Annotated in this window: 7 protein-coding genes, 1 tRNA gene and 1 pseudogene; 6 read left to right on the forward strand and 3 right to left on the reverse strand. The window is 68.3% G+C overall.

From position 1 onward, the window contains the following. A pseudogene (locus GWI24_RS28385) lies at positions 1-278 on the reverse strand (transketolase); the annotation flags it as partial. 227 nt (positions 279-505) lie between these two features. On the opposite strand from GWI24_RS28385, the gene GWI24_RS28390 reads away from it, so the two are divergent. The 4 genes from GWI24_RS28390 to GWI24_RS28405 all read left to right on the forward strand — a co-directional run bounded on the left by GWI24_RS28390 (position 506) and on the right by GWI24_RS28405 (position 3,094). Next, positions 506-579, forward strand: a tRNA-Pro gene (locus GWI24_RS28390). A 118-nt stretch (positions 580-697) separates the two neighbouring features. Next, complete coding sequence (locus GWI24_RS28395; RefSeq protein ID WP_210948745.1) at positions 698-1,660, forward strand: tyrosine-type recombinase/integrase; 963 nt, start codon at positions 698-700, stop codon at positions 1,658-1,660. Between the two features lie 73 nt (positions 1,661-1,733). Then, complete coding sequence (locus GWI24_RS28400) at positions 1,734-2,435, forward strand: SpdA protein (protein WP_210948746.1); 702 nt, start codon at positions 1,734-1,736, stop codon at positions 2,433-2,435. Next, a complete protein-coding gene (locus tag GWI24_RS28405) occupies positions 2,432-3,094 on the forward strand; it encodes a hypothetical protein (protein ID WP_210948747.1) in 663 nt (220 codons plus the stop codon). The genes GWI24_RS28400 and GWI24_RS28405 overlap by 4 nt, the downstream gene beginning before the upstream one ends. A gap of 241 nt (positions 3,095-3,335) precedes the next feature. Here the strand turns inward: GWI24_RS28405 and GWI24_RS28410 are convergent, their stop codons facing one another. Then, complete coding sequence (locus GWI24_RS28410; protein ID WP_210948748.1) at positions 3,336-5,474, reverse strand: DEAD/DEAH box helicase; 2,139 nt, start codon at positions 5,472-5,474, stop codon at positions 3,336-3,338. Further along, a complete protein-coding gene (gene brxD, locus GWI24_RS28415; RefSeq protein ID WP_210948749.1) occupies positions 5,474-6,796 on the reverse strand; it encodes a BREX system ATP-binding protein BrxD in 1,323 nt (440 codons plus the stop codon). The genes GWI24_RS28410 and brxD overlap by 1 nt, the downstream gene beginning before the upstream one ends. A 246-nt stretch (positions 6,797-7,042) precedes the next feature. Here brxD and pglW point away from each other — a divergent pair, with 246 nt between their 5' ends. Together pglW and pglX are read left to right on the forward strand one after the other, a co-directional pair. Further along, on the forward strand, positions 7,043-11,560 hold the full coding sequence (pglW, locus tag GWI24_RS28420; protein ID WP_210948750.1) for a BREX system serine/threonine kinase PglW: 4,518 nt from the start codon (positions 7,043-7,045) through the stop codon (positions 11,558-11,560). Then, positions 11,557-13,864 (forward strand): BREX-2 system adenine-specific DNA-methyltransferase PglX (gene pglX / locus GWI24_RS28425; RefSeq protein WP_210948751.1); only part of this gene is annotated, 2,308 nt, incomplete at its 3' end. The genes pglW and pglX, both read left to right, overlap by 4 nt.

Here is a 13,864-nt window from a genome sequence, read left to right on the forward strand (position 1 = left end):
GCCCCGAACCCCGCCAGCAGCGACTCGGGGAAGAACCCCTTGGCGGCAAGCACGGCGTAGTACGCCATCGGCCCATGCCCCTTGGACAGCAAAAACCGATCCCGCTCCGGCGCCTCCACGCCCTCCGCCGAAACCCGCAGCACACGGTCGTAGAGCACCCAGACCACGTCCAGCGTCGAGGTAGCAGCCGGCCCGTGCTTCTCGTCCCCGGTCATCAGACTCATCAGCCGAGGAAGATCGTCGTGCCCATATGCGGTGTGAACGTCGGTGAAGGTCATGATGCGAGCGTGCAACTTAAACCAAACTTCAAGTCAAGCCCCCGCCCGCGCCGCCCCCACTCGTCACTCCGGTAACAATGTGCGATGACCCGACCCCACGGGGTGAACGCCCCAGCTGGTGCCGCCGGACTCCCGATCTTCACCCGGGGTGGCAGCGACCACCCCCTGAAGTGCGGTATTGTTCTTCATGCGCGGTCGGCGAGGGAAAGCCCAAGCCGAACGAGCACCGGGACGTGGCGCAGCTTGGTAGCGCACTTGACTGGGGGTCAAGGGGTCGCAGGTTCAAATCCTGTCGTCCCGACGGTGCAGAGGGTTCTCGCAGGTCAACACCTGTGAGGGCCCTCTTTTCGCGCTCCCGTTTCCCGCGTCGAGGTCGAGCACGCCGCTCACCGACACCTTGACTCGGAGGCTTTTTCTCCATGCCGCTTCTGGACTTGGACAAGATCACCACAGGGCTCTCCAAGACCTGGGACGGGTTCCTGCGCGACTGGGACCGCTCCCTGCGGGCGGGCAACTACCCGGAGACCACCCGCTACAACTACCTCCTTGCCGCCGCCCAGCTGGCCCGCTACCTGAACGAGAACGTCACTCCCGACCTCGAGGCGGAGGACGCGGCCGAGGGTCCGGCCGAGGTCACCCGCGCCCACATCGAAGCCTTCCAGGGCTGGATGATCGAGACGCGGTCGGCGTCGACCGCGCTGAACAAGCACAAGGGACTGCAGCAGTTCTTCAAGTGGCTGATGCTGGATGAGGAGGAGATCGACCGCTCGCCGATGGAACGCGTCCGCCAGCCCAAGACCGTGAAGAAGCTGATCCCGGTCATCCGGGACGACGACACCAGGAAGGTGCTGGCCGCCTGCAAGGGCAAGGCGTTCCTCCAGCTGCGGGACGAGGCCATCATCCGCCTGTACTACAACACCGGCGCCCGCCTGTCCGAGGTCGGCAACCTCACCCTGGAGGACATCGACCTGGTTACCGACTCGGTGCACTATCACGGCAAGGGCAGCCGCGACCGCCGCGTGCGGTTCGGACCGAAGACCGCCCGGGCGGTGAGCCGGTATCTGCGGGCCCGCGCCAAGCGCAAGGGCGCCGAACTGCCGGACCTGTGGCTGGCCGACCGTGGCGGGAAGCGCCTGGCACCCAACGGCATCAAGATCATGATCAAGCGCCGCGGCCTGTCAGCCGGAGTGAAGGGCGTGCATGCACACCGGTGGCGGCACAACTTTGCCCACGAGTGGAAACGGGCCAACGGGGACTCCGGTGACCTGATGCTGCTGATGGGCTGGATCTCCGAAGACATGCCCCGCCACTACGGCGCCAGCGCGGCCGCCGAACGTGCCCAGGAGACCCACCAGCGGATGGGAATCGGCGAGAATGTCTGACCCCCTCACCCACACCCTCCCGGAACCTGTCGGAACATCGGACGGCACGGCCACCGTCCGGGCGGTCACCGGCATGGTGGCGGCCGTCGTCAGCCTGACCTTTCTCTTCGGCTTCGGCAACGTATGGAATCTCGCACTGCGACTGCGCGTGCCACCCTGGGTGGCACCCCTGGTCGCCCCGGCGGTCGACCTGTCCATCCTCGGCCTGCTGCTCGGCATCCGGCACCTCGCCCTCCACGGCGCACCGGTGGAGCAACTGCGCCCGGCACGTCGGCTGCTGCTGCTCTCCAGCGGCATGACTCTTTCGCTGAACACCGCCGACCCACTGATCGCAGGAGACCCGGGGAAAGCGGCCTTCGACGCGGTCGGCCCCATTCTCCTCATCGGATGGGCCGAGGTCGGACCCGGACTCCTCCACGCACTCGCCACCACCAGCCAACCCAGCCCGGCATCACACCCATCCGCGACGCCGCAGTACGAACAAGCCTCCGCTCAGGCAGCGGCGCCCCAGAACGATGACCGAGCCACGAGCGCCTCTTCCCCGCTTATGGCAGGGACGGAACGACAATGTGATGGCGATGAGTTGCTGAAGCGCGCCCGACAGGAAGACGCCCGACACTGGGAGACCTACCAACGGCCGATCTCCGCGGAAACACTCCGCAAGCGGCTCCACATCGGAGCGGCACGGTCACGCATGCTGGTGACGATGATCCGCTCCGACACCTCATCCAGGCGCGCCGATCAGACGCGTGGCCTCGAGGGAGCACCCGGGTGACGGGAAGCGTGAACGCCAGTGGGCGGCCTTTCACTTCTCGGCTCGCCTGGCTGACAAGTGGAGGAGGACGTCGCAGAATACGGCTGTCTGGTCCTTCGCGATCTCCTCGCCAAGCTGACCAGTTCACCGAAAGCGCCCTACTGCCCCGGCAGTTCACCGACGACAAGGACATCACCTTCGCCCGGGTGGACGGCGGTGCCCGGCGCTGCGACCAGGCAGCGTCCGGCGACGGCCCATTCAAAGGCAGCGATGTGGTCAAGGAGCTGACGGCCCGTGGGGGTAAGCGGGTGATGACTGGCGTCTACCTTGAGCAGCCCGGCCCACACTCCACGCCCGACAACCCCGTCCTGGTGTCGATCCAGGTGTTCCCGTTCCCAGATGCGGCCACGGCCGAGGACATGTACAACTACCTCAACGGCGGCGCACGCTGGAATCTCACCACGTGGTGCCCCCAGAGCGGGGTGGGCGCCAAGCTGTGTATCCCCGGCATCAGCCACGGCTTGCGTTACGAGTCCAACCAGATTTCTCACCGTTATGTGATTGCTGCCGTGGCTGACCGCACAGACCTCAGCAACGACCGCTCCATCGCCCCCTGGCTCAGCTCGGCAGCAGGCGAGGCAGCCAACTCGGCTGGCCCACAGAACCAGAGCGGCCAGTGAACTCGTTTCATCCTGATTCATGCAGGTCGGCGGGGCTGGCGTGCGTCTCGTCAGGGGCGCTCGTGCTGGTCAGGGGCTGTTCTTCAGTCCGTGATCGTCTGCGGGCCGCGGAGGGTCTCGCTTCGAGTGAGGACCAGGAGGGCCCGGCCGAGGTGGGTCGCCTGCTCGGGGGGAGGCGGGCAACCTGCAGCACATGACGTACGTCGTGCGGAGCCTGCCCGGCGGTTGAGCCGCCGCCCCGTCACTGCCGTGTCTCCCAGCGCACCGCCTCGTCAAGGACAAACCGGGCCCCGTCGAAGTCCGCCAGACGGGCGGCGACGGTGCGTGCGGCGAGGTGCTCGGGCAGGGCGGCCGAGAACTTCAGGCCCTGTACGGCGCGGGGGTTGACCTCGGGTAGGACCAGGCGGTCGGCGAGGTCGGCGCGGGCAGCCTGCCAACTCTGCGGTGTCGTTGCCGCACTGAGGCGGATCCGGGCGTCGTCGGGCTGTTGTACGGGGTCGGCGAGGGCCCCGAGGGAGGCGATGAGGGTGGCGTTGGCGCGGAAACCGGCCCAGGTCCACCACTCGAGTTTGTCGCCCTCGCGGAGCAGGAGTGTCCCGTGCGCGTCGACGTGCGCGGCGCGGTTCTCGCGGAGTTCGGCGAGGCGTGCTTGTGCGCGCCGGGTGAGGCGGACGGGCGGGTTCGCGCCGAGGAGTACGTCGCGCATGGCGCGGGTGAGCGGGAAGGAGAGGCCGCTGAGCCCGTAGCTGTCCCAGCGGGCGCGGCCGCCGCCTTCGGCGGGTTCGACGAAGGCACGTCTGCGGTTGAAGTCGACATGGCCGACCTGCCAGCTGCGTCCGCCGAGGAGCAGCAGGCGCGGCCCCTCACGCTGTTCGAGCAGAAGCCGGGGGTCGATGGTGCCGAGGTCCTTGCGGCCGAAGTAGACGGTGAACTGCGGCGGGGCGGTGAAGGCCGCGGTGAGGGCCATGAAGTGGCGGCGGCCGAAGTGCTTCTCGGCCTGGGGGCCGATGAAGAGGAGCCCTTCGTCGGTGTCGAGGAAGCCCCCGCCGACCAGGTACTTCATGATCGGCGTCGCGCTCCTGTCGAAGGGGGCGAGACCGTTCCACTCCTCGTGCCAGGTGCGGTCGCCGAGTGTGTGCTGCTGCAGGGCCGCGGCGAGAATCTGCTGGGCGACGAGGTGGCGCGGCTGTGGCGGCGGGACGACGGGCTCGATCCAGTGGCGGCCCCACAGCAGGAGCAGTGCTGCGGCTTTCAGGAGGGCGGCCTCTTCGGTGGCGAGGAAGAGGGCATTGCGTATGGTCCCGGTGCGCCGTCCCGTGCGGCCCAGGCGTTGCAGGAAGGCGGCGACGGTGTCAGGCGCGCCGATCTGGATGACCCGGTCCAAGTCACCTACGTCGATACCGAGTTCAAGGGTCGAGGTGGAGACGATCACGCAGTCGCGGGCCTCGGCGAAGGCTTCTTCGGAGCGGCGCCGCTCGTCGAGGGAGAGGGAGGAGTGGGAGAGATACGTCGTCACGCCGCGGAGGCGGAGTTTTTCACCGAGTTCCTCGACCGATGCGCGGGAGTCGCAGAAGACGAGACGCTTTTCGCCGCCGTGGAGGAGGGAGATGAGTCTGGCCGCGTTGTCGAGGGAGCCCACGTAGTCGAGTTCGATGTCGCCGGGTGGTGGGGTGTTTCCTTCGGGCGCCTTGAGATGAACGCCGGGTGCGACGACGCGGCCCGTGCGCTCGTGTGGTTGTGCCCCTTGCAGCCAGTGCAGCAGGTCCTCGGGGTTGCCGACGGTGGCGGACAGACCGATGCGCTGGATGCGCCGCCCTACGAGGCGCTCGAGGCGTTCGAGTACGGCGAGCAGGTGCCAGCCGCGGTCGTCCGATGCAAAGGCGTGCACCTCGTCGATGACCACGGCCCGCACCCCGCCGAGCATGTGCTTGTGGTCGGTCTTCTTGCTGATGAGCTGCGCTTCGAGAGATTCGGGGGTGGTCAGGAGGATGTCGGGGCTTTCGACCCTCATCCGCTTGCGGGCGGATTCCCTGGTGTCGCCGTGCCACAGCCCTGCCGTACGGCCCAGCCATCCCGCGTAGGTCTCGAGGCGCGGTTCGAGGTTGTTGAGGAGAGCTTTGAGGGGGGCGAGGTAGAGCACCGACGTGCCCTGCCAGTCGCTGTTTTCCATGGCCGCGAGCAGCGGGAAGGAGGCCGCCTCGGTCTTGCCGCCCGCGGTAGGGGCGAGCAGCACGGTGTCCTCGCCGTCCATCAGCGGGTCGATGGCGGCCTTCTGCAGGGGGCGCAGGTCGGGCCAGCCGAGGGTGTTGACGATGTGGTGCAGGAGTACGGGATGCAGGCGATCCACCGGATCTGGGCGCTCCGCCCGGTCCGATGCCATCACAGCTCCAGGCCGATGTCGTCGGCGGCCGCCGCGTTGCGTTCCACATCGGTCAACTCGTTCCGGGAAACGGTTAGTTGGTAGTGGATCCGCGGGTCGAACTCCTCGAACTGGTCGATCCGGTCGAGGACGTCCCCGACGAGCTTCTTCAGGAAGATCCGCGGGGCGACGCCGACCTTCCCGCCCAGGTGCCCGCCGACGGCCTTGGCGAGGTCGCCGATGTAAGCCTCGTCGGCCACCTCCCGGATCCGTACCGGATCGCCTGCTCCGGCGGCGTACAGGTCCCGGACCTTAAGCCCGAGCTGGACGAGGCGCTCCCCGGTGAAGCCCGGCAACCGGATCTGTACGGCGCGCGGGTTGTCGAAGCGCGGGTCGGTCGAGAAGTCGGTGGCGAGCCGCTGCGCGAGGGGGGCGAGTCGCTGCACACCCTGCGGCCCGTCGTAGAAGGCCGGGGTGCCGGTGATCACCAGATAGAGGCCGGGGAACCGTCCGGAGTGCACCTCGTCGATGAGCTGGCGCAGCGCGTTGAGGGCCTTGTCGCGGGCGTCGGAGCGGACCCGCTGCAGCGTCTCCACCTCGTCGAGTACGACGACGAGGCCGGCGTGACCGGTGTCGCGCAGGACAGTGAGGAGTCCTTGGAGGAAGCCGAGGGCTCCGAAGTGGTCGAGGTCACCACGCACCCCGGCCGCCTTGCGCGCCGCGGCGGACACGTGTGGCTGGCCGCCGAGCCAGGCGAGGACGGCGGCGGCCGATGTATCGTCGCCGGCTTCGAGCGCCTGTCGGTAGCCGCGCAGCGCGGCGGCGAAGGCCGGCGCGTGCCGGGAGACCTCGGCGAGCCGTGCCGACATCAAACGGTCCACGGCGTCGGCGAGCGCGTCCTCGGCGACACCGTCGGCAAGGGCGTCCTCCTCCAGTGCGTAGAACCAGCCGTCGACAACCTGCTGAAGCGCGCTGGGTGGAAAGGCCGCGGTGGTGAGCCGCTCGATGAGCCGTCGGTAGACGGTTTCGAGCTTGTGCAGCGGCGTCTCGTTCTCCGACACCTGGATCTCGCAGACGGCGAACCCGCGGGCCTTGCCGCGCTCGGCGAGCCACCGGGTGAAGAACGTCTTGCCGGAGCCGTACTCGCCGCGCACCGCTTTGAAGACGGAGCCGCCGCCTGCGACGGTTTCCAGTTCCTCGTCCAAAGCGGGGGTGAACCGGTCGAGGCCGGTCGCGAGCAGATCGAGCCCCTGCTCGGGCACGGCTCCCCGCCGCAGTGCGTCCACGACGCCTCGTCGCCGTACGGCGCTGACCTGACCACGTACGTCATTCACGGGCACCATCCTCGCAAACCTGACCCTCCTGCTGCCCGGGAGTCGGTGTGCGCGAGGAGTTCGGTACCGCGATCGCAGGGCCGAAAGGCCCCTGTGCGCGATGAGCGGAAAAGGGCTGGGGGATGGCGATCGCGCCCGTACAATCCAATAAACTAACAATCCATCAGGGTGGGCTGTCGGGACGGCGGACACGCGTTCACCACCCACCGGGGTCAGCCCTGATGGCAGAGCGCGGGGGATCGGAGAGCCAGGCTGATGAAGAAGGGTCGCTGGACGGCCGTCGCTCCTTCCGAGTACCCCCACGAGCAGGCGGCCCTCGAGAGGATCCTCACGCCTCTGCGGGACGACGGTCCGTGGCGGGCGTGGTCCAACTTCACCTTCGTCAGCCAGACGGGTCACGTTCGTGAGGTCGATCTCCTGGTCGTGACGCCGGGTGGCGTGCACATGATCGAGCTGAAGAGTCTGCACGGCCGGGTGGAACGGCGTGGCGGCCAGTGGGTGCAGATCCCGCCGGGGAACCGACGCGGGTACGGGAAGGGCCTCGGCGATCCACTGCGCCTCACCAACCAGAAGTCCAAGGAACTGGCTTCCCTGCTGCGCAGGTACGGCGCGAAGGTGTACATCACCGAGGGTGTGTGCTTCACCGAGGACGGCCTCGACCTGGCGCTGCCGCCGCACGAGTTGAACGCCCACATCTACAACGGCATCCCGGCCCTCCTCGCAGAGCTCCAGCTGCCGCCGCGCGAGGACCGGTTCAGGATCTCGTCCCAGGGCAGCGTCGACATCGGCAGGACGCTCGCGAAGGTCGGTATCCAGCAGGTTGTCCGGGAGGCGAAGGTCGGCCCGTTCATCCTGGACAAGCGGCCTTTCGACACGGGTGCCACCTGGGCCGATTACGCGGGCAGACACGAGCAGCTGTCCGAGACCGTGCGGGTACGGGTCCATCTGCGGCCCCGTAATTCGAGCAGCGAGGCGCGCAAAGCGCTGGTCGAGGCGGCGAAGCGGGAGGCCGGCACACTGAAGCGGATCCACCACCCCGGTGTGGTGCGCATCCGGGACTACTACCCCTCCGACCATGAAGCGGGCCCGGCGCTCACCTTCGATCACCATCCGGAGCGGCTACACCTGGACGAGTTCCTCGACCGGTGGGGCGGGAAGCTGGACCTGGAGGATCGGCTCGCACTCGTCCGCCAGATCGCCGAGGCGATCAAGTACGCGCACGCCAAGCGGCTCTATCACCGCGCCCTCACCCCACGCTCGATCCATGTCATCCCCCGCTCCAAGGGCGCGGCAGGGCGTGAACTGAGCGAGGAGGAGCGCTGGCGGCGGCCCTTGGTGCAAGTCTCCGACTGGCAGCTGGCCTCGCGTACGATCACCTCCAGTGGAGTGACCCTGGAGCCGTCCACGGTGTCGGGCGGAAGTGTCGACAACGCCTCGGACCCTTACTTGGCGCCGGAGTTGACCGCTCCGAAGGCCGATCCGGCGCGCATGGACGTGTACGGCATCGGCACGCTCGCCTATCTGCTCACCACTGGCAGCGCTCCCGCCGCGACCCGCGCGGAGCTGCAGGCTCGCGCGGAGAGGGGCGAGCGGCTCGCCCCGTCGGCGGTCAAGGACGGCATCCCGCCGTTCCTGGACGACCTGATCGATGCCGCCACCGCCCAGCAGCCGGACCAGCGGCTGGACGCGGTGGGCGACTTCCTGGAAATGCTGGCGGCGGTCGACGAGGACCTCCGGCCCGCCGCCGTACCGGACGACGAGCAGCCCTGGCAGGAGGAGCCCGCCGACGACCTCGATCCGCTGGAGGTCCCGCCCGGCACGCTGTTGCAGGGACGTTGGCGGGTACGCCGCCGCCTCGGTACCGGCTCGACGGCGCGCGCCCTCCTCGTACTCGACGAACAGCAAGGGAAGAACGACGCGTTCGCGGTGCTGAAGGTGGCGCTCGACGACGACAAGTCGGAGGCGTTGCAGCGCGAGGCGGAAACCCTCGGCCGACTGCGGGACTCGAGCATCATCCGGCTGCTCGTGCCCGGCACGTTCACCGTGGGCGGGCGTACGGTCCTGGCCACCGAGTACGTCGGCAACATCAAGGCCGAGGCCGACGACAAGCGCGACGACCGCACCGCGCGGGACGAGACCATGGCGCGCGTCCTGGGACGCCAGGGTCGTCTCACCATGGACGACCTGGAGCGCTACAGCGACAACCTTTTCAACGCCCTCTACTACCTGGAAGGCGAGAGCGTCTGGCATCGCGACATCAAGCCGGACAACATCGCGATCCGGATCCGTCCCAACGGCACCAAACAGGCTCTGCTCCTCGACTTCTCGCTGGCCGCCGTCTCGGCCCGCGAGACCGGCGCGGGCACATCCGGTTATCTCGACCCGTTCGTCGGCACGGTCATGCGGAACCTGTACGACGACGCCGCGGAGCGGTACGCGCTCGCCACGACGCTGCACCAGATGGCGTCGAACGAGCTGCCACAGTGGGGCGACGGGTCCGTCACCCCGCGGATGACGGACCCGAAGGAGTGGCCGTACCCGACGATCGCGTCGGAGGGCTTCGAGGACGAACTGCGCGACGGGCTCACCGAGTTCTTCCGCAAGGCGTTGAACAGGAATGCGAAGCAGCGCCACAAGGACCTGCGGGACATGCGGACGTCCTGGCAGAGGGTGTTCCAGGACGCGCAGCGGCTGGCCGCCAGCGCCGGACACGAGTCGCTGAGGCGGCAAGGACAGAGCTCCGCACCGGACAGCGAAGCCGACACCGCCGAGCTGCGCGACCAGCTGGCCGAGGTCGCCACCCGTGACACTCCTCTGGTGCGTGCGGGTCTGACACCGTCCGCTTATTCGATCCTGCGGGACATGAAGCTCACCACGGTCGGTGAGTTCCTCGACCGGGCCAGCCAGACGTTCATCAACCGGCCGGGGCTCGGCGCCCGGACGCGTACGGAGATCCAGCGCCGGCAGAAGGAATGGCGTGCCCGCCTTGGCTCGCGGCCCGAGCCGGAACCGGAGCCGTCGTCACCGGAGGCGAGGACGCCGCTCGAGGCGGATCTCGAGCGCATCGTCGGGGTGGTCTCCGACACCCAGGACATCGACCATCTCCTGGACCGGATCGTCCCGCCTGCCGCCGGCCGGACGAAGCGGCTGCACAACGTGGCCGTGCAGCTGCTGCGTGCGCCCGGCGCCGACGGGACGCCACCGGACCTTCCGGTGTGGCCGCGGCAGTACGACGCCGCACAGGCCGTTGGATTCGCCAACCAGGCGTCGATCTCGGGCGACTTGAAGAAACTCCGCAAGCGCTGGGCGGAGGACGAGGGCCTGCTGGAGGTGCGAGCGGCGGTTCTGGAGCAACTCCGCGTGCTCGGCCGGGTCGCCTCCGTGGACGCCCTCGCCGGCTGGCTGCTCGGCACCCGCGGCTACTCCCTGGGAGACCCGGAGGCGCGACGGGCCGCCGCCTTCGCCGTGCTGCGTGCGCTGATCGAACGCGAGCAGCACCTGCCCGGCGACGACAGGGCTTTCCTGCACTTCGCCCCGTACAAGGCGACCGATCCGGTACGCCGCGCGGGCTTCCTCGCGCTGGAGGTCGACCCGGACAACGAAGCCGACGGCCCCGACACCCCGGCCGCGCCCGCGCTGCTGAGCTATGTGAAGCGGCTCGGCGACGCCGCCGACCGGCTCGCGGGCCGGGACTCCCTGCCCGGCTCGAGCACGGTCCTCGCCGAGCTGAGTGCCGTGAGGCTGCCCGAGGGTGACTTCTCCTGGGACGACCGGCGCGTCGCCAACCTCGCCGCCCAGGCGAGCCAGAACGCCGCGCTGTCGCCGCGGCTCGAGATCTACCCGCGCGACCTGGGCCTCGTTCGCGCCCTGCGGCTCACCCAGGCGGGTCTGGTCCGCATCCTGCCGGGTCTGCCCGAGAAGCAGCAGCCAGGGCTGCCCCTGCGCGAGGTCCTCGAACGGGTCAATGACCGCTTCCCCGCTCTGGCGGCGCTCGCCGGGATGAAGGACAGGCCCGAGGAGCTGCTCAAGGCGCTGCGCGAGGCGGGGTTCGACCTCAAGTACGTAGCCGACAAGAAGGCGTTCCTGCCCCGGAAGTTCGAGGCGGTCCAGTCGTACACCTCGGCCCTCAGCGGCAGCGGTTCCGGGACCGGAGGTCCGCTGGATCGGGAGTCGACCGCGGCGCGGGCCGATGCGCAGCTGGCGGGCGCCGCGCGGTACGACGGGTTCCGGGTGCTGACCGTGCGCGCGCGCAGCGCCCCGGTGGTGGGACGGGAGCTGCACCGCCAGTACGGGGCGCGGGCGGTGTCGGTGACCGAGTTGTTCCTGAAGGGGCTGCGGGGCGACCTCACGCCGGGGCGCGCGATGCCGAAGTGGGAGGTCGTCGTCAAGGCGGACGCCCTCCCGGCCGGGCAGCGGCCGACGGGGTTCACGAACCTGGTGGCGGCGGTGTGGCAGGCCGTACAGGGAGCGTTGGAAGGGGAGCTGGCGACGGGACACAAGGCTGACGCCGCCGACCGGACCCCTGTCCTGCTCATCGACGCCGCCGTCTTCGCCCGTTACGACGGCATGCACGTCCTCGACCGGCTGACCGCACTGGCCAGGCGCGGGGGCCGCCCCCTGTGGGTCCTTGTCGCCCAGGACGACGAGACCGCCGTCCCGAAGCTCGCCGGACGCCCCGTCCCGTACCTCGAGGCCCAGCAGGAGTGGATTCCCGTTCCCAAGTCCTGGACCCGCATGCACGAACCGAACGCCCTCGAAGGAGCCACCGCGTGATCGACCGCAAGGCGCTGCTGTCCGACCTGCAGGCACAGGTCAAGGCGGCGGAGACGGATCTCGAGGGCCAGGTGAAGCGGGAGGACGCGGTACGCGACCGTCTCCGTGCCGAGTACGAAGCGTCGAAGAAGGTCGGCCGTACGGCGGCGACCTGGCAGTCCTGGCTCGGCGAGCGCATCACGCAGGTGGCGGTGGCGTGGGTGCTCGGAACCGTCTTCATACGTTTCGTCGAGGACAACGGCCTGGTACCGGAGCCGTACATCACCGCGCCCGACATCGCCGGGCGCGAGGTCGCGCAGGCACGGTACGACGAGTACGTGGACAAGGCGGAGGACCCCACGTACCGGGGCTGGTTCGAGCGCGCCTTCGAGGAGCTTGCGGAAGGGCCGGCGGGGGCACTGCTGTTCTCGGAGCACAATCCGCTACGGCAGATCCCGCTCTCGCACGAGGGGGCTGGGGCGCTGCGGGACTTCTGGCAGCGGACGCGGGACGACGAGGCGGGGACGTCGGTCCTGGTCCACGACTTCACGGACCCGCTGCCGGACGACGGCGACGGGACGGAGGGGTGGGACACTCGGTTCCTGGGCGACCTGTACCAGGACCTGAGCGAGGCCGCCCGGAAGAACTACGCGCTGCTGCAGACCCCGGAGTTCGTGGAGGAGTTCATCCTCGACCGGACGATGAAGCCGGTGGTGCGAGAGCGGGGCGGCGTCGAGGGCCTGAAGATGATCGACCCGACGTGCGGGTCGGGGCACTTCGTGCTGGGCGCCTTCCGGCGGCTGATACGGGAGTGGGCTGCCCGGCGACCGGAGCTGGACGCGCACGCGCGGGTGCGCGGGGCGCTGGAGTCGGTCCACGGAGTGGACATCAACCCGTTCGCGGTGGCGATCGCGCGGTTCCGGCTGCTGATCGCGGCGATGGCGGCGGCGGCGGTGCAGACGCTGGGGGAGGCGGCGGGCTATGAGTGGCCTATGCAGTTGGCGGTGGGGGACTCCCTCATCAAGCCGCGGCAGGTGACGGACCAGCTGTTCACGGCCGAGGCTGACCCGCTGGCCGAGTTCAAGTACGCGACCGAGGACATTCAGGAGCGCCCGCACCTTCTGGATGAGGGCCGGTACGACGTGGTCGTGGGGAACCCGCCGTACATCACAGTCAAGGACAAGCAACTCAACAAGCACTACCGGGAGTTGTACGACGCCTGTTCGGGCAAGTACGCGCTGTCGGTGCCGTTCGCTCAGCGCTTCTTCGAGCTAGCGAAGAAGGGTGGCGCCGACGGCAAGGGCTATGGCATGGTCGGCCAGATCACGGCGAACTCCTTCATGAAGCGGGAGTTCGGAGCGGAGCTCATCGAGTCTTTCTTCCGCGACGAGGTGGAACTGACCGAGGTCATCGACACCTCCGGCGCGTATATCCCGGGGCATGGGACACCGACGGTCATCCTCGTCGGCCGTAATCGCGACTGGACGCAGGGGCGCGGGGACACGATTCGCACGGTTCGTTCGGTGCAGGGGGAACCTTCGGCTCCGGAGGTTCCGGAGGAGGGGTTCGTGTGGTCGGCAATTGTCGGGCAAATCGACGAGCCGGGGTCGGTGAGTCAGTGGGTTTCGGTGGGGGACCTGGAACGGGGGAAGTACTTCGGGACGCATCCATGGGTACTGGCAGCAGGCGGTCGAGAGATGATCGATCGCCTCAACGAGGCCACGCATCCCCTCAGAATGATCTCCGATTCAATTGGCATCACAGCATTTACCCTTGAGGACGACCTATTCCTGATGCCATTCGACTCTATGTGGCGTAAGGGAATTCCCGGCGAGTTTCATCGCCCGATGGTAACTGGAGATCTCCTTCGCGATTGGTCGGGCCAAGGCTTCAATGAGGCCTTGTTCCCGTACACGGCGGACTTTGTGCCGATTTCTGTTGAGGATCATGGCGCGCTAGAGAAGGCAATGTGGCCTGCGCGCACGACCGTGTCACGGAACCTCATGTTTGGTGGCAAGACGAAAGTGGACGCCGGGCTCAAATGGACTGAGTATGGACGCCTGACGTCGAGCAAGCTGAAAGCTCCCCTGTCGATCGCGTTTGCCGAGATTTCAACGCATAACCACTTCATGCTGGACCGGGGTGGAAAGGTATTCAACCGCACCTCACCGGTGATCAAGATGCGGGAGGGGGTCACCGAGGAAGAGCACCTTCAACTACTTGGCGTCCTCAATAGCTCAACGGCCGCGTTCTGGCTCAAGATGGTCTGCCACGATAAAGGCAATGGCGGGATCGGGGGCGGCATATCGGACGAGTTTTGGGAGC

This window comes from Streptomyces sp. MK37H (assembly GCF_018035285.1).
GTDB lineage: Bacteria > Actinomycetota > Actinomycetes > Streptomycetales > Streptomycetaceae > Streptomyces > Streptomyces endocoffeicus.

Coding starts and splice junctions, on each gene's coding strand:
- GWI24_RS28400 (WP_210948746.1), top strand. CDS start 1,734: ATGGTGGCGGCCGTCGTCAGCCTGACCTTTCTCTTCGGCTTCGGCAAC.
- brxD (WP_210948749.1), bottom strand. CDS start 6,796: ATGGTGCCCGTGAATGACGTACGTGGTCAGGTCAGCGCCGTACGGCGA.
- GWI24_RS28395 (WP_210948745.1), top strand. CDS start 698: ATGCCGCTTCTGGACTTGGACAAGATCACCACAGGGCTCTCCAAGACC.
- pglW (WP_210948750.1), top strand. CDS start 7,043: ATGAAGAAGGGTCGCTGGACGGCCGTCGCTCCTTCCGAGTACCCCCAC.
- GWI24_RS28410 (WP_210948748.1), bottom strand. CDS start 5,474: ATGGCATCGGACCGGGCGGAGCGCCCAGATCCGGTGGATCGCCTGCAT.